Origin of the sequence: Streptomyces sp. NPDC087440, from assembly GCF_044744005.1 — a bacterium.
In the GTDB taxonomy this organism is placed as follows: domain Bacteria; phylum Actinomycetota; class Actinomycetes; order Streptomycetales; family Streptomycetaceae; genus Streptomyces.
This window is the reverse complement of record NZ_JBIUXN010000034.1, coordinates 54,062-69,386: the sequence shown is the minus strand read 5'-3', so window position 1 is coordinate 69,386 and position 15,325 is coordinate 54,062. Positions and strand designations below refer to the sequence as shown.

Sequence of the window (15,325 nt, the reverse complement as noted above, 5' to 3'; positions counted from 1 at the left end):
CGTCATTCTCCGGATCGTTGGTCCCCGTGTGCCGTGTCGAGAACGCCTGGCAGGGCCTGGAGGAACGCGTCCAGGATGTCGTCGCCGATGGTCAGGGCGGGCATGAGCCGTACGACATCCGGGGCGGGCGCGTTCACCAGGAAACCGGCGTCCTGAGCCGCCTGCTGCACCTGGGGAGCGAGGGACTCGGACAAGACGATACCCAGGAGCAGGCCCGCACCCCGGACGTGGGAGACCAGCGGGTGTCCCAGTGACTGGATCCCGTCCCGCAGTTTCTCGCCCTTGCGCTTGGTCTCGTCGAGGAGTCCGTCGGCCGCGATGGTGTCCAGGACGGCGAGTCCGGCGGCGCAGGCGGTCGGGTTGCCGCCGAAGGTGGAGCCGTGCTGGCCGGGCTTGAGGAGGTCGGCGGCCGCTCCGTACGCGACGGTGGCGCCCAGCGGGAGTCCGCCGCCGATGCCCTTGGCGAGGGTCACGATGTCGGGGTCGATGCCCTCCTCGGCCTGGTGGGCGAGGAAGTGGCCGGTGCGGCCCGTGCCGGTCTGGACCTCGTCGAGGACCAGGAGGGTGCCGGTGGCCCGGGTGATCTCCCGGGCGGCCGACAAGTAGCCGGGCGGGGGTACGACGACGCCGATCTCGCCCTGGATGGGCTCGATGACCAGCAGCGCGGTGTCCTCGGTGACGGCCTCGCGGAGGGCTTCCACGTCTCCGTACGGTACGTGGGTGACGTCGCCGGGGAGCGGGAGGAAGGGCGTCCGCTTGCCCTGCTGGCCGGTGAGGGCGAGGGCGCCCATGGTGCGGCCGTGGAAGCCGCCGGTGGTGGCGACCATGTGGGTGCGGCCGGTGAGCCGGCCAATCTTGAGGGCGGCCTCGTTGGCCTCGGCGCCCGAGTTGCAGAAGTAGACCTTGCCGGGGCGGCCGGAGAGCTCGATGATCCGCTCGGCGAGCGCGACGGGCGGCTCGGCGACGAAGAGGTTGGAGACGTGGCTCAGGGAGGCGATCTGGTGCGAGACCGCCGTGACGATCGCCGGGTGGGCGTGGCCGAGGGCGTTGACCGCGATGCCGCCGACGAAATCGGCGTATTCCTTGCCGTCGGCGTCCCAGAGGGTGGATCCCTGGCCGCGCACGAGGGCGAGCGTGGGGGTGCCGTAGTTGTCGGTGAGGGCGTTCTGCCACCGTCCGGCGAGGTCGGCGTTGCTCATGACTGGTGCTCCCCCTGGGGCTCGTCGGGCACGACCATCGTGCCGATTCCTTCGTCCGTGAAGATCTCCAGCAGGATCGAGTGCTGGACCCGCCCGTCGATGACGCGGGCGGTGTGGACGCCGTTGCGCACGGCGTGCAGACAGCCCTGCATCTTGGGGACCATGCCGCTGGCCAGCTCGGGCAGGAGTTTCTCCAGCTCGGTGGCGGTGAGGCGGCTGATGACGTCGTCGCTGTTGGGCCAGTCCTCGTAGAGGCCCTCGACGTCGGTGAGGACCATCAGCGTTTCGGCGTCCAGCGCCGCAGCGAGTGCCGCAGCCGCCGTATCAGCATTGACGTTGTAGACATGGCCGTCGTCCTGGGAGCGGGCGATCGAGGAGACGACCGGGATGCGGCCGTCCGCCAGGAGCGCCTCGATGGCGCCCGTGTCGATCGCGGTGATTTCGCCGACCCGGCCGATGTCGACGGCCGCGCCGTCGATCTGCGGGAAGTGCTGGGTGGCGGTGATGGTGTGCGCGTCCTCGCCGGTGAGGCCGACCGCGAGGGGGCCGTGCTGGTTGAGCAGGCCGACCAGCTCGCGCTGGACCTGTCCGGCCAGGACCATGCGTACGACGTCCATGGCTTCGGGCGTGGTGACCCGCAGGCCCGCCTTGAACTCGCTGACGATGCCCGCCGCGTCCAGCTGCTTGCTGATCTGCGGGCCGCCGCCGTGCACGACGACGGGCCTCAGGCCCGCGTGGTGCAGGAAGACGACGTCCTGGGCGAAGGCCGCCTTGAGGTCCTCGTCGATCATGGCGTTGCCGCCGAACTTGATGACGACGGTCTTGCCCTGATGGCGGGTCAACCAGGGCAGCGCCTCGATGAGGATCTGCGCCTTGGGGAGGGCGGTGTGCTTGCGGGCGGTGGATTTCGCAGGGGTGCTCATGAGGAGTACGCGCTGTTCTCGTGGACGTAGTCGGCGGTGAGGTCGTTGGCCCAGATCACGGCGGACTCGGAGCCCTCGGCGAGGTCGGCGGTGATCTTGATCTCCCGGTAGCGCATGTCGACCAGGTCGCGGTCGTCGCCGACGGAGCCCTTCTTGCAGACCCAGACGCCGTTGATGGCCACGTTGAGCTCGTTCGGGTCGAAGGCGGCCTTCGTGGTGCCGATGGCGGACAGGACCCGGCCCCAGTTGGGGTCCTCGCCGTGCAGGGCGCACTTGAGGAGGTTGTTGCGGGCGATGGACCGGCCGACCTCGACGGCGTCGTCCTCGGTGGCCGCGTTGATCACCTCGATCCGGATGTCCTTGCTGGCCCCCTCGGCGTCGCCGATGAGCTGGCGGGCGAGGTCGTCGCAGACGGTACGTACGGCAGTCGCGAACTCCTCGTGGCCGGGGGCGACTTCGGAGGCGCCGGAGGCGAGCAGCAGCACGGTGTCGTTGGTCGACATGCAGCCGTCGGAGTCGACCCGGTCGAAGGTCTGCCGGGTGGCGTCGCGCAGCGCCTTGTCCAGCACGGGGGCTTCGAGGTCGGCGTCGGTGGTGAGGACGACGAGCATGGTGGCGAGGCCCGGGGCGAGCATGCCCGCGCCCTTGGCCATGCCGCCGACGGTCCAGCCCTGGCCCTCGTACACGGACGTCTTGTGCACGGTGTCGGTGGTCTTGATGGCGATGGCGGCCTTCTCGCCGCCGTGGGCGGAGAGTTCGGCGGCGGCCTTCTCGATGCCGGGGAGCAGCTTGTCCATGGGCAGCAGGACGCCGATGAGGCCGGTCGACGCGACGGCGACCTCGCCCGCGCCGATGCCGAGCACGTCGGCCGCCTTCTCGGCGGTGGCGTGGGTGTCCTGGAAGCCCTTCGGGCCCGTACAGGCGTTGGCGCCACCGGAGTTGAGGACGACGGCGGCGATCTCGCCGGACTTGACGACCTGCTCGGACCAGAGGACGGGGGCGGCCTTGACGCGGTTGGAGGTGAAGACGCCCGCGGCGGCGCGGCGCGGGCCGGTGTTGACCACGAGGGCCAGGTCCGGGTTGCCGTTCGCCTTGATCCCGGCGGCGATGCCCGCCGCCGTGAATCCCTGTGCTGCCGTGACGCTCACTGCTTCTCCTTGTTCGCTTCTCCGCTCGCGCAGCGCAGCGGCGCGGGTTTCATGGTCGGGTGCGGCCGGGCGGCTGCGCGTGCGTCGCTCACGGTGCTACTCCGATCGAGGAAAGGCCCGTGGACTCGTCGAGTCCGAGGGCGATGTTCATGCTCTGGACCGCGCCGCCGGCGGTGCCCTTGGCGAGGTTGTCGATGGCGCTGACGACGATGACGCGCCGGGCGGCCTCGTCGTACGCGACCTGGATCTGTGCGGCGTTGGAGCCGTACACGGAGGCGGTGGCGGGCCACTGCCCCTCGGGGAGGAGGCGCACGAACGGCTCGTCGGCGTACGCCTTCTCGTACGCGGCCCGTACGTCCTGCTCCGTCACCCCGGGCTTCGCCTTCGCGCTGCTGGTGGCGAGGATGCCGCGGGGCATCGGGGCCAGGGTCGGGGTGAAGGAGACGGTGACCCGCTCCCCCGCGACCGCGCTGAGGTTCTGGATCATCTCGGGGGTGTGCCGGTGGCCGCCGCCCACGCCGTACGGGGACATGGAGCCCATGACCTCGGAGCCGAGCAGGTGCGGCTTGGCGGCCTTGCCCGCGCCGGAGGTGCCGGACGCGGCGACGATCACGGCGTCGGGCTCGACAAGCCCTGCCGCGTACGCCGGTACGAGGCCGAGCGAGACGGCCGTGGGGTAGCAACCGGGCACCGCGATGCGCTTGGACCCCTCCAGCGCGGCGCGGGCGCCCGGCAGTTCGGGCAGGCCGTAGGGCCAGGTGCCGGCGTGCGGGGAGCCGTAGAACTTCTCCCAGTCGGCGGCGTCGGCGAGCCGGAAGTCGGCCCCCATGTCGACGACCAGCACCTCGTCCCCGAGCTGTTCGGCGACGGCGGCGGACTGGCCGTGCGGCAGCGCGAGGAAGACGACGTCGTGACCGGCGAGGACCTCGCCAGTGGTCGGCTCCAGGACGCGGTCCGCGAGCGGGGCGAGGTGCGGCTGCACGGTGCCGAGCTTCTGACCTGCGTTGGAGTGCCCGGTCAGCGCGCCGATCTCCACCTCGGGGTGCACGAGGAGGAAACGCAGCAGCTCTCCGCCCGCGTATCCACTCGCTCCCGCCACTGCTGCCCTGACCACCATCGGACCCTCCTCGTTGATGGCATGACTATACGTACGAACGCAGTTTTATGCAAAGAGGGGCTGGGGGTGACAGGGAGCGGGACGGCCGGGCGTGTTATTCGGCGGCGGAACGGTCCTGCCGGTCCCACTGCCATCTCAGGATCGCGTCGAGCCGGTGGTCGTCCTCGAAACCGGGGCGGGAGAGCGGGCCCAGCCGTTCGATCGCCTCCCCCGTGCGTGGGTCGTCCCGCCGAAGGAGAGCGTGGACGGCGTTGAGCCGCGTGGCGAAGTCGTCCTCGTCGAGCAGGGTCAGCAGGGCGTCGGCGACCGTCGCCGTACGGTCCGGGCCGCTCGCGACAGCCGCCGAGGTGCGGGCCCGCACCTCGGCCACCGCGTCCTGGAGCAGAGCGACGACGGCGTCCGTGGACGCGGAGCTGCCGTCGTGAGCCGCGGCCAGCGCCCCGCCCGCTTCGGCACGCACCGCCGGGTCCTCGTCCCCGACGAGCACCAGCAGCGCGGTCCGGGCCTCCGCGCGGAGAGAGGGGGCGGGTGCGGTGTCCCAGGCGAGCAGGAGGTCGGGGGTCCGGGCGCGGACCCGTGCGTCCGGATGACCGGCGTGCCGCAACCCCACGGCCTCCGCTTCCCGGTGCTCCGTCTCGTTCAGGACGCGGAGCACCTCGGCGAGGACGCCGGGGTCGTCCTCGCCGTCGGTGGCCCAGGCGACCAGGAGTTCCGCCGTCTCCTTCTCGTAGGAGTTGCGCCGGCTCGACTGCAACAGCAGGTACCAGCGGAGGACGTCGAGGACGAAGTGGCGGTGCACCGGACACGGGCTGTGGCGGTACGCCGTGACGGCCGACCACGTCTCCTTGCTGCGGCGTTCGTTGAGGACCCACCGGGTGGCCGACCAGTCGACATGGTCCGGGTCGCGCTGTGCCACGGCCCTGGCCACCAGTTCGTCGACCGGCGTCAGGATCCGGAAGGCCCATTCCAGGTTGGTCAGGATCGCGCCGTGCCCGGCGCGGGCCGTGCGGCCGCCGAGCGTCACCTGCGTCACGTGATCGCACGCGTCGTCGCTCACGCGGGCCTGGTGCACGGGACCGGACCGACCTGTACGGTCCCGGAGTTCGTCCGACGCGCCCCGCTCGTACCAGCGTCGGGCCAGGGTGAGCAGGTGCGCGCGTTCGGTCGCCGGGAGGCGCAGTCGGGGCTCCCGGCCCAGCACGGCGTCGACCACTGCCGGGGAGCCGCCGTCGACTGCCCGTACCAGCGGGGTCGTTCCGTCCGGCAGCCTGCGGTCCGGGTCCGCGCCGCCCCCGACCAGCGCCTCCGCGACAGCGGCGTCATAGGCGTCGATCGCCAGGCACAGCACGGGCAGGCCGTCACTGGTGACCGTGTCCGGGCCCGCTCCCGCCTCCAGCAACGCGATGACGGCCTCCGCGTCCCCCCGCTGGACCGCCGTCACGAGCTCTGCACCGACCATGGGGGAAGGGTAGTCGGCGAGGTCGGGCCGAGGAGGAGGCCGAGGGCGGGCGGGCATTGTCAGACCGGGGTGTCACACTGCGTCACATGAACGTGGTCGAGCTGACTTTCGAGCAGTGGCGGGCTCTCCCCCCGCCCTTCGTGCACCGTGCCGCCGAAGAGGCCGCGCGGCGGGTGGGCGGGCGGGTGGTCGCCGTGGACGCCGTCCGGCATCTCGGTGGCCCGTGGCACCGGGTGCGGATCGAGCGTGCGGGGCGGGAGTACGGGCTGATACCCGGTGGGCCGGTGATGCTCGGGGTCGACGTGGGGGCCTGGCGGCCGACGCCCGCGCAGGAGGCGGACTACGCGGCGAGCGCGGCGCAGAGGTTCGCGCCGGGGCCCGACCTGCGGACCCATCTCGCCGAGGTGCTCAGCCCGCGCCGGAAGGTGGTGCTCCCGACGCTGCTGATGGCCGTCGAGGCGGAGGAGTTGGGCGGGCCGCCCGAGGAGATACCGGCCGCCCTCGCTGTGCGGGGTCTGCGGCTGCCGGGTGCGGACGAGTGGGAGCACGCGTGCGGGGCGGGCGCGGACACCCTGTTCCGGTGGGGCGACGAGTGCCCGCTGGACCGCGATCCGTACCGGAGCACGACCGGCCCGCACCGGGAGCCGAACGCCTTCGGGCTGCGGATCGCGTACGACACCTATCACGCGGAGTTGAGCAGCGACCCCGCCTCGGTGCACGGCGGGGACGGCGGCGAGTCGGTGTGCGGCGGATACGGGAACCTGCTGGCCTGGCTGCCGTTGGCCACCGCGCACCGCAATCCGGGGACGGCGGAGTTCGTGTACGGGGAGGAGGGGGAGGACGCCTGGGAGGACTTTCGCGTACGGCCCGTGCTCGCGCTCTGAGGCCGGGCGCCGTCAGCGCCAGTAGCCGGTGAAGGTCACCGTGTCCTTGGTGAAGCCCCGGTCGGTGACCAGGTGGCGGCGGATTCCGGTGGCGAGCCGCTGGCCGCCCGCCGCCCAGGCGTAGCCGGGGCCGGAAGGAAAGGTGGCGGCGCGGACGGCGGCGAGGGCGGTGTCGCCGACGGGGGTGCCCGGAGGCCTGGTCAGCCAGTGGATCGTGGTGTGGGGGCGCGGGTCGGGGAGGGGCTGGGCGTCCTCGGGGTCCGGGACCTCGATGTAGGCCTCGGTGGGGGTGTCGTCGGTGGCCGAGGCGAGGATGCCGAGGACGGCGGGCAGGGCGCTCTCGTCGCCGACCAGGAGGCGCCAGGTCGTACGGGGCGGGGGCAGGAAGGTGATGCCCTCGTCGAAGATGCCGATCTCGTCGCCTGGTGCGGCGTCGCGGGCCCACTGCGAGGCGGGGCCGAGCTTGCCTTCGGCGTCCTCGTGGAGGACGAAGTCGACGTCCAGTTCGGGGCCCTCGCCGTACAGGCCCTCGGTGCGGTGCCGGCGCACGGTGTAGTTGCGGCCGATGGGGCGGGTGTCCTTGGACATGAGCATGTACTCGGCGACCCAGAGACCGTTGGTGCGCTTGGGGAGGCGGAGGACGCCCGCGGCAGTGGGGAGGAAGACCCGGAACCACTGGTCGTACCCCATCGGCACGAAGTTCTTCAGGGCCTCGCCGCCCAGGGTGACGCGGACGAAGCTCGGGCTGATCTGCTTGCGGGCCACGACGCGCAGGACGAGGAACTCCCGCTGTTCGGGCTTGCGGTACTTGCCGTCCTTGGCCATGCCGTTCACTCCCCGATGTACTTAGGTTAGGCAAACCTAACATTGGATCGGGTGCGATGGACAGTCGCCGGTCAACGGGGCCCGGCGGGAGCCGTGTTGACGGAATCGCACCTGTTGCGGGTGGGGCGCATGGGGTTAGATGGCGGCTGCCGCATTACCGGGGGAAGTGAGGTCGGCCGGTGGACCACGTCGTACTGGCGTGCCGCGTACTCGTCGCGATGGTGTTCGTGGCCTCGGCGGCGAGCAAGCTGCTCTCGGCCGCGTCGTTCCGGTCGTTCGTTACCGCGACCCGTGACATGGCGGTGCCCGCCGCGATCGCTCCCGCCGTGGCGGTGGGCGTGGTGGCGGGAGAGGTCGCCTCGGTGGTGCTCCTGGTGTGGTGGCCGGGCGGGGTGGCGGGCTTCGTCGTGGCCGGGGTGCTGCTGGTGGGGTTCACCGCCGGGATCGCGGGAGTGCTGCTGCGGGGCAAGGACCAGTCCTGCAACTGCTTCGGCTCCACCACCGCGCCGATCGGCCCCCGCCACGTGGTGCGCAACGCGGCGCTGCTGGCCGTGGTCGCGGCCGGGCTGCTCTGCCGGACGCCGTGGGAGAGCGATGCCCACTGGACGGGAGTGGTGGCGGCCGTCGTCGCCGGGCTGGTCGGGGCGGTGCTGGTGCTGTCCACCGACAATCTGGCCGAGATGCTCGCTTCCGGATCTGCGCAGGACTCCGAGCAGCAGCCCGCACCGCAGGGCGACCGCGCCGCAGGGAAGAACGGCGCACGCTGACGCACGGGTCGCCCGCCGGGACCCCTGACAGGTCTCGGCTCCGGGGCGGACGCCCCCTGACGGCCGGGTCGCCCGTTGCCCGTACTGCCGACGAAGCAGTACGCCTGCCTCCCCGGGGACGATGACCCGCACGCGCCCGCAGCGGAGCCTGGACGGCATGACGACGACCCTCGCCCCCGCCCCGCGCGCCCTGCTTCCCGTCGAGCGCGCCTGCGTCCTGGTCGGCCTGCTGCTCCTCGCCTCCGGGCTGCTGCACCTGGCGGTCTTCGCGGTGGACGGCGGGCCCTGGACCGGCCCCGTGTCCTGGCGCAAGCCCGTCACCTTCGGGCTCTCCTTCGGGGTGACGCTGCTCGCGGTGGCGTGGGTGGCGTCGTACCTGCGCATCACCGAGCGCACGCGGACAGTGGTGCTCGGACTGTTCGCGGCGGACTGCGTGCTGGAGGTCGGCGGGATCACCCTCCAGGCGTGGCGGCACCGGCCCTCGCACCTCAACATGGAGACCGGCTTCGACACGGTCGTGTCCATGGCGCTCGCCGTGGGCGGCGGACTGCTGGTGGTGCTGCTGACGGTGCTGGCCGTGGCGTGCTTCCGGCGGGGTGCGGGAGGCCCCGCCGGGATGCCGCTCGCACTGCGGGCCGGATTCGCGTTCCTGCTGGTGGGGCTGGCGTCGGGGGCGGCGATGATCGCGCGCGGGGTGATCCTCACCCGTACCGGACACCAGGTGGACGCGTACGCCTCGACGGGCGTGCTCAAGCCCCTGCACGGGGTCAGCCTGCACGCGGTGCTGGTGCTGCCCGCGCTGGCGTGGCTGATGGACGTCCGTACGACATGGGGTGCGCCGGTACGGGAACGGGCCGTGCGGGGCGGGGTGTGGGCGTACGGGATCGCGGCGGCGGGGGCGCTCGCCTGGGGCTTCCTGGGATGAACGCAGGACTGCCCCGGCCGGTGAAGTACCGGCCGGGGCAGTCCTGTCGACGCAGCGTCAGAGGCTGCGGTCAGAGGCTGCGGTCAGAAGCTCAGGCGAGGGTCGCCAGGGCCTCGTTCAGCGTCTTCGACGGGCGCATGACGGCCGAGGCCTTCTTGGCGTCCGGCTGGTAGTAGCCGCCGATCTCGACCGGCGAGCCCTGCACGGCGATCAGCTCGGAGACGATGGCCTCCTCCTGCTCGGCGAGCTTGGCCGCCAGCGAACCGAACGCCTCGGCGAGCGCGGCGTCGTCGGTCTGCTTGGCCAGCTCCTGGGCCCAGTACAGGGCCAGGTAGAAGTGGCTGCCGCGGTTGTCGATGCCGCCGAGCTTGCGGCTCGGGGACTTGTCCTCGTTGAGGAAGGTGCCCGTGGCGCGGTCCAGGGTGTCAGCGAGCACCTGGGCGCGCGCGTTGCCCGTGGTGGTGGCGAGGTGCTCGAAGGAGACGGCCAGCGCCAGGAACTCACCGAGGGAGTCCCAGCGGAGGTAGTTCTCCTTGACGAGCTGCTGGACGTGCTTGGGGGCGGAGCCGCCGGCGCCCGTCTCGAAGAGGCCGCCGCCGTTCATCAGCGGGACGACGGAGAGCATCTTGGCGCTGGTGCCCAGCTCCAGGATGGGGAAGAGGTCCGTCAGGTAGTCACGCAGGACGTTGCCGGTGACGGAGATGGTGTCCTCGCCGCGGCGGATGCGCTCCAGGGAGTACGCGATGGCCTTGACCGGCGACATGATCTCGATCGTCAGACCGTCGGTGTCGTGGTCACCCAGGTACTTCTTCACCTTGGTGATGAGCTGCGCGTCGTGGGCGCGCTCCTCGTCCAGCCAGAACACGGCCGGGACGCCGGTGGCGCGGGCGCGGGTGACGGCCAGCTTGACCCAGTCCTGGATCGGGAGGTCCTTGGTCTGGCACATGCGGAAGATGTCACCGGCGCCGACGGCCTGCTCCAGGACGGCGGTGCCGTTGGCGTCGACGACGCGGACAGTGCCGGTGGTCTGGATCTCGAAGGTCTTGTCGTGGGAGCCGTACTCCTCGGCCTTCTGCGCCATCAGGCCGACGTTCGGGACGGAGCCCATGGTGGCCGGGTCGTAGGCGCCGTGGGCGCGGCAGTCGTCGATGACGACCTGGTAGATGCCCGCGTACGAGGAGTCCGGGAGGACGGCGAGGGTGTCGGCCTCGTTGCCGTCCGGGCCCCACATGTGGCCGGAGGTGCGGATCATGGCCGGCATCGAGGCGTCGACGATGACGTCGGACGGCACGTGCAGGTTGGAGATGCCCTTGTCGGAGTCGACCATGGCCAGCTCCGGGCCCTCGGCGAGCTCGGCGTCGAAGGAGGCCTTGATCTCGGCGCCCTGGGGCAGGGCCTCCAGGCCCTTGTAGATGCCGCCGAGGCCGTCGTTCGGGGTCAGACCGGCGGTGGCCAGGACGTCGCCGTACTGGGCGAAGGTCTTGGGGAAGAAGGCGCGGACCACGTGGCCGAAGATGATCGGGTCGGAGACCTTCATCATCGTGGCCTTGAGGTGCACGGAGAACAGGACGCCCTCGGACTTGGCGCGGGCGAGCTGCGCGGTGAAGAACTCGCGCAGGGCGGCGACGCGCATGACCGAGGCGTCGACGACCTCACCGGCGAGGACCGGTACGGACTCGCGCAGGACGGTGGTGGAGCCGTCGTCGCCGACCAGCTCGATGCGGAGCGAGCCCGCGTCGGCGATCACGGCGGACTTCTCGGTGGAGCGGAAGTCGTCGGCGCCCATGGTGGCGACGTTGGTCTTGGACTCCGGGGTCCACTTGCCCATGCGGTGGGGGTGGGCCTTGGCGTAGTTCTTGACCGAGGCGGGGGCGCGGCGGTCGGAGTTGCCCTCGCGCAGGACCGGGTTGACGGCGGAGCCCTTGACCTTGTCGTAACGGGCGCGGACGTCCTTGTCCTCGTCGGACTTCGGGTCGTCCGGGTAGTCCGGGAGGGCGTAACCCTGCGCCTGGAGCTCGGCGATCGCGGCCTTCAGCTGCGGGATCGAGGCCGAGATGTTGGGCAGCTTGATGATGTTGGCGCCGGGCGTCTTGGCCAGCTCGCCGAGCTCGGCGAGGGCGTCATCGATGCGCTGCTCCTCCTTCAGGCGCTCGGGGAAGCTCGCGATGATGCGGCCTGCGAGGGAGATGTCGCGGCTCTCGACCGTGACACCGGCCGTGGAGGCGTAGGCCTCGACGACGGGCAGGAACGAATAGGTCGCGAGGGCCGGGGCCTCGTCGGTGTGCGTATAGATGATGGTCGAGTCAGTCACCGGGTACTCCGCTCCACGTCTGCAACATTGCTTGACGTCAAGATATCTCGTGGGGGCGGGTGGGGGTGACGTGGGGGGCGTACGGGGTGTGGGGGTGTGGGGCTGTTTCGCGGTGCGGCTCCGGACCGTCCTGTGCTGGGCGCTGTCCGTGCCGCTTCAGGGGCGCGGGGAACTGCGCGACCAGCCACCCACGCACCCGCACGGAACCGTCCATTGCCCCGCGGGTTGAGGTGAAGGGGTGGGGCTGGGGCGGCGCCGCAGGCAATTTCGGTGCCGGGGCACGTCGGGGGTGGGGGCGCGCCCCGCCCCCGCCTGGGGGGCCGGGGGCGGTGAGTGGGGCCCGCCCCCGGGCCGTGGTGGGTTGCTGTTCAGGCCGCCTTCGGCGAGGGGCTCCCCTCCCCGCCCCTTCCCGCAAGCGCTCGCCGCGCGGCCATCGCACGGTTCCGTGCGGGAGCGTCGTGGCTGGTCGCGCAGTTCCCCGCGCCCCTGACGGGGCGCTTCCTGGCGGCGGAACGAGGGCTACGCCTCCAGGAAGCTCGCGTCCAGCGAGGCCAGGCGGGGCGGGTCCGCGAGGATGTTCAGTTCGAGGATCTTGCCGTCCACGATCGTGAAGTCCATGACGCCCATGACCTTCCCGTCGATCACGTTGATCAGGCCCGGCACCCCGTTCACCAGCGCCGGCCGCGCGTACTGGGCCGCCTGCCGGAACATGAGCGCGTTCGAGACGACCTCCCGCGCCCCCCGCACCACCTTCGACAGCGGCGAGGTCCCCGCGTCCGCGCGCAGCACGCACTGCGGGTCGAGGAGGGAGAGCAGCCCGTCGAAGTCCCCGCCCCGGGACGCGGCGAGGAAGGCCGAGACCACCTCGCGCTGCCGGGACGCGTTCGTGTCCGGCGCGGGGGCCGTGCCCTGCACCCGCCGCCGGGCCCGGCTGGCGAGCTGCCGGGTGGCCGCCGGGGTCCGGTCGACCAGCGGGGCGATCTCCTCGAAGGGCACCGCGAACATGTCGTGCAGGACGAAGGCCAGGCGTTCGGCCGGGCCCAGGGTCTCCAGTACGACCAGGAGCGCCAGCCCCACCGAGTCCGCCAGCAGCGCCTGCTGCTCCGGGTCGGCCTCGTCGTCCCTGCGCAGGATCGGGTCCGGCACATGGGTGTCGGAGAGGGGGTCCAGCGGGTCCTCGCGGCGCGTCGTGCGCGAACGCAGCTGGTCGAGGCAGACCCGGGCGACGACGGTGGTCAGCCAGCCGGGCAGGTTGTCGATGGTGGCGGGATCCTGTCTGCCGAGTCTCAGCCAGGCCTCCTGCACGGCGTCCTCCGCCTCCGCGGAGGAGCCCAGCATCCGGTAGGCGACCCCGCGCAGCCGGTCCCGGTTGGCCTCGAACTGGCCCGCCAGGAAGTCGGGGCTGTCGGCTGCGGTGCGTGTCGGTTCCATGATCGGGTCCCCCGGAGTCTCTCGTCGTGAGGTCGCGGCCGCCTGTCGTCGTACGGTCGCAACTGGTTGACGATCGCCGCCCGGACGATGTGACGGGCCGGGCCAACAGCGCTCCGAACGCGACCATTTGGCCCCGCCCGCCCCCGTGCGACGATCTTGCGTACCGTAGCTCAGGCCCCCGGCAGCCGGTCCAGGAAGCCCTTGAGCGAGGAGACCCGGCCGTCCGTCGCGACGGTGGCCACGTCGAAGCCCGCGATGGGCGCGGACCCGTCCGTCAGGGAGACCAGCTCCCAGTGGAACCGGACGATGTCGTGGTGCCCGTCGGGCTCGCCGGCGAGCCGGAACTCGAAGCCGGGGAACTGGGTGTGCGCCCCGGCGATCATCTCCGTGACCTCCGCGTGCCCGCGCACGTCGGCGACCGGGTCGGTGTACGCGGTGTCCTCGGTGAAGGCGACCGCGACGGCCTTGGCGAGGTCGTCGGGCCCGGTGGTGGCGTTCCAGGCGGCGAAGTAGTTCTGGAGGGAGGTGCGGAAGTCGACGCTCATGGTGGTGTCCTCTGTTCTGTCAGGTGTACGGGTCCGGGGGCGCCCGGTGCGTTCCCCCGGCGACGTGCCCACGGTCTCCCAACCGGACCCGGGCGTCGATTACTCCCCAGGTAACGCCCTTCCCGCTCAGGGGCGTTCGGCCCCGAGGTCCACGTCCCGCCAGGCCTCGCGCGGCGGGCCGTCCGCGGTGGCCGCACCCCAGATCCGTACCGCGTCGTCCGCCCGGCCCTCGTAGGGCTTCCACCCCGGGTCGCCGGTTGCCGCGAACTCGGCCCAGGCGTTCACCAGTTGGACGGACAGGGCGTCGTCATCGGGCACGGGCGGGCCGCCGATGAGGAACTCCAGCGCGGGGTCGTGGTGGTTGCCGAAGGCGAAGGGGACGTCCGCGCAGTGCCAGGCCCGCACTTGGGGCGTTCCGTCGGCTGCGGTACGTCGCCGGGCGTAGCGGGACAGGAAGGTGCGGCCCCCGGCCCGGACATGGGCGTCGGCGACGCGGTGGCTGTACTCGGAGAAGAACCGGTCGCCCATCAGCGCGAGGTACAGGTCGAGGACGGACGCGCCCGGCATCCGGTCCCGGTAGGCGGCGAGGAGGGAGGCAGGGAGGTCGAAGTCGGCCAGGAAACGGGCGAGTTCGGCCTCCGTGGTCACCTTGGCGATGTTGCCGACGGCGTCGAGGAGCCACTGCTCCTCGGTGGTGTGGCAGACCAGCAGGTCCACCCCGGCGAGCGAGGCCCCGGCGTGCCCGGCGAGGGGATCGGCGGGCAGGTCCGCGCCGTCGGCGACCGGACCGTACAGAACCGGGTCGTAGCGCCTGCGGCCCCTCCCGGCGTCCTGCTTCCAGGACGCCGCCACCCGGTCGGAGGCGGCCACGAGCGCCGCGGGGGACGCCCCGAGCAGCCCCTCGGCGGTGGCCGGGACCCCGGCCTCGGCCGCCACCTCACGGGTGACGTCCTCGGCGAGCTCCCGCGAGAAGCACGGCCCGACCGCACTGTGCGCGACGACCCGGTGGAACAGGCCGCGCGCCTCCTCCCGCAGCAGCAGGCTGACGGCGGAGGTGGCCCCGGCGGACTGTCCGGCGACGGTGACGCGGTCGGGGTCGCCGCCGAGGGCCGCGATGTTCGTACGAATCCAGCGCAGGGCGGCGACCTGGTCGAGCAGACCCCGGTTCTCGGGGAGTTCCGCTGCGCCGCCCGGCACGTGCCCGAACCCCTCGAAGCCGAGGCGGTAGTTGACGGTGACGACCACCAGTCCGGCACGGGCCAGCACCGTACCGTCGAAGTCGGGCTGAGCGCTGGAGCCGAAGGTGTACGCACCGCCGTGCAGCCAGACGAAGACCGGCAGTCCCGAACTCCCCGCCGGGGCCCAGGTGTTGAGGGTCAGTACGTCCTCGTCACCCGGCGACCAGGCGGGCGCGCCGGGCAGTTCGGCGGACTGCGGGGCGATGGGCCCGAAGGCGGTGCAGTCGCGTACGCCGTCCCAGGGCGCGGGCGGCTGCGGGGCCCGGAAGCGACGGGGACCGAACGGCGGTGCGGCGTACGGGATTCCGAGGTGGGACACGACGCCCGGAGCGGTCTCCACCCCTCGGACGAGCCCCTCCCGCAGACGGATGACGGGGCCGGGACGGGACGGGGCGGACTGCGGCATACGGATACGGCTCCTGGCGTGCGTGGGGTGGGCGAGGGGCCACCGTAGCGGCCAACGCGCCGCCGTTCACGGGAATATCGGGCGAGGGCCCGGGGCGCAGCCCGGGGCGCAGCCCGGGGCGCAGCCCGGGGCGCAGCCCGGGGCGCA

General features: G+C 72.2%; 13 protein-coding genes. 3 read left to right on the top strand and 10 right to left on the bottom strand.

Annotated elements, in window-relative coordinates; genetic code table 11:
• Positions 1-2: 2 nt before the first annotated feature.
• The 5 genes from ACIO3O_RS40560 to ACIO3O_RS40540 all read right to left on the bottom strand — a co-directional run bounded on the left by ACIO3O_RS40560 (position 3) and on the right by ACIO3O_RS40540 (position 5,846).
• Complete coding sequence (locus ACIO3O_RS40560) at positions 3-1,199, bottom strand: acetylornithine transaminase (protein WP_401755284.1); 1,197 nt, start codon at positions 1,197-1,199, stop codon at positions 3-5.
• The gene (argB, locus tag ACIO3O_RS40555) at positions 1,196-2,122 is read right to left on the bottom strand and encodes an acetylglutamate kinase (RefSeq protein WP_401755283.1); all 927 of its coding nucleotides are present in this window, start codon (positions 2,120-2,122) and stop codon (positions 1,196-1,198) included. The genes ACIO3O_RS40560 and argB overlap by 4 nt, the downstream gene beginning before the upstream one ends.
• Positions 2,119-3,270 carry a bifunctional glutamate N-acetyltransferase/amino-acid acetyltransferase ArgJ gene (gene argJ, locus ACIO3O_RS40550; protein WP_401755280.1) on the bottom strand — a complete coding sequence of 384 codons (1,152 nt, stop codon included), beginning with the start codon at positions 3,268-3,270 and terminating at the stop codon, positions 2,119-2,121. Before argJ ends, argB begins: the two co-directional genes overlap by 4 nt.
• Before the next feature lie 88 nt (positions 3,271-3,358).
• Complete coding sequence (gene argC, locus ACIO3O_RS40545) at positions 3,359-4,387, bottom strand: N-acetyl-gamma-glutamyl-phosphate reductase (RefSeq protein WP_401755277.1); 1,029 nt, start codon at positions 4,385-4,387, stop codon at positions 3,359-3,361.
• Positions 4,388-4,481: 94 nt separating this feature from the next.
• Positions 4,482-5,846 (bottom strand): ankyrin repeat domain-containing protein, encoded by a 1,365-nt coding sequence (locus tag ACIO3O_RS40540; protein WP_401755275.1) that lies wholly within the window; start codon positions 5,844-5,846, stop codon positions 4,482-4,484.
• 86 nt (positions 5,847-5,932) lie between these two features.
• Between ACIO3O_RS40540 and ACIO3O_RS40535 the strand changes: the two genes are divergently transcribed.
• Positions 5,933-6,730 (top strand): hypothetical protein, encoded by a 798-nt coding sequence (locus ACIO3O_RS40535; RefSeq protein ID WP_401755272.1) that lies wholly within the window; start codon positions 5,933-5,935, stop codon positions 6,728-6,730.
• A gap of 12 nt (positions 6,731-6,742) precedes the next feature.
• Here ACIO3O_RS40535 and ACIO3O_RS40530 read toward each other — a convergent pair whose 3' ends face one another.
• The gene (locus tag ACIO3O_RS40530; protein ID WP_401755269.1) at positions 6,743-7,555 is read right to left on the bottom strand and encodes a siderophore-interacting protein; all 813 of its coding nucleotides are present in this window, start codon (positions 7,553-7,555) and stop codon (positions 6,743-6,745) included.
• A gap of 179 nt (positions 7,556-7,734) precedes the next feature.
• On the opposite strand from ACIO3O_RS40530, the gene ACIO3O_RS40525 reads away from it, so the two are divergent.
• Both ACIO3O_RS40525 and ACIO3O_RS40520 read left to right on the top strand, forming a co-directional pair.
• A complete protein-coding gene (locus ACIO3O_RS40525) occupies positions 7,735-8,322 on the top strand; it encodes a MauE/DoxX family redox-associated membrane protein (protein ID WP_401755266.1) in 588 nt (195 codons plus the stop codon).
• Between the two features lie 157 nt (positions 8,323-8,479).
• Positions 8,480-9,247 (top strand): hypothetical protein, encoded by a 768-nt coding sequence (locus ACIO3O_RS40520; RefSeq protein ID WP_401755263.1) that lies wholly within the window; start codon positions 8,480-8,482, stop codon positions 9,245-9,247.
• Between the two features lie 91 nt (positions 9,248-9,338).
• Here the strand turns inward: ACIO3O_RS40520 and ACIO3O_RS40515 are convergent, their stop codons facing one another.
• From ACIO3O_RS40515 to ACIO3O_RS40500, 4 genes are all read right to left on the bottom strand, one after another.
• Positions 9,339-11,558 (bottom strand): NADP-dependent isocitrate dehydrogenase, encoded by a 2,220-nt coding sequence (locus tag ACIO3O_RS40515; RefSeq protein ID WP_401755260.1) that lies wholly within the window; start codon positions 11,556-11,558, stop codon positions 9,339-9,341.
• Positions 11,559-12,077: 519 nt separating this feature from the next.
• Positions 12,078-12,989: a sigma-70 family RNA polymerase sigma factor gene (locus tag ACIO3O_RS40510; protein ID WP_401755257.1), complete on the bottom strand. Its 912-nt coding sequence runs from the start codon at positions 12,987-12,989 to the stop codon at positions 12,078-12,080.
• 170 nt (positions 12,990-13,159) lie between these two features.
• Complete coding sequence (locus tag ACIO3O_RS40505) at positions 13,160-13,534, bottom strand: nuclear transport factor 2 family protein (protein ID WP_401755255.1); 375 nt, start codon at positions 13,532-13,534, stop codon at positions 13,160-13,162.
• Positions 13,535-13,660: 126 nt separating this feature from the next.
• Positions 13,661-15,178 (bottom strand): carboxylesterase/lipase family protein, encoded by a 1,518-nt coding sequence (locus ACIO3O_RS40500; RefSeq protein ID WP_401755252.1) that lies wholly within the window; start codon positions 15,176-15,178, stop codon positions 13,661-13,663.
• Positions 15,179-15,325: the final 147 nt, after the last annotated feature.

Excerpts from the sequence above, each read along its gene's own strand:
- ACIO3O_RS40540 (WP_401755275.1), bottom strand. The coding sequence starts at position 5,846 with ATGGTCGGTGCAGAGCTCGTGACGGCGGTCCAGCGGGGGGACGCGGAG.
- argC (WP_401755277.1), bottom strand. The coding sequence starts at position 4,387 with ATGGTGGTCAGGGCAGCAGTGGCGGGAGCGAGTGGATACGCGGGCGGA.
- ACIO3O_RS40530 (WP_401755269.1), bottom strand. The coding sequence starts at position 7,555 with ATGGCCAAGGACGGCAAGTACCGCAAGCCCGAACAGCGGGAGTTCCTC.
- ACIO3O_RS40520 (WP_401755263.1), top strand. The coding sequence starts at position 8,480 with ATGACGACGACCCTCGCCCCCGCCCCGCGCGCCCTGCTTCCCGTCGAG.
- ACIO3O_RS40510 (WP_401755257.1), bottom strand. The coding sequence starts at position 12,989 with ATGGAACCGACACGCACCGCAGCCGACAGCCCCGACTTCCTGGCGGGC.
- ACIO3O_RS40505 (WP_401755255.1), bottom strand. The coding sequence starts at position 13,534 with ATGAGCGTCGACTTCCGCACCTCCCTCCAGAACTACTTCGCCGCCTGG.
- ACIO3O_RS40500 (WP_401755252.1), bottom strand. The coding sequence starts at position 15,178 with ATGCCGCAGTCCGCCCCGTCCCGTCCCGGCCCCGTCATCCGTCTGCGG.
- ACIO3O_RS40560 (WP_401755284.1), bottom strand. The coding sequence starts at position 1,199 with ATGAGCAACGCCGACCTCGCCGGACGGTGGCAGAACGCCCTCACCGAC.
- argB (WP_401755283.1), bottom strand. The coding sequence starts at position 2,122 with ATGAGCACCCCTGCGAAATCCACCGCCCGCAAGCACACCGCCCTCCCC.
- ACIO3O_RS40535 (WP_401755272.1), top strand. The coding sequence starts at position 5,933 with ATGAACGTGGTCGAGCTGACTTTCGAGCAGTGGCGGGCTCTCCCCCCG.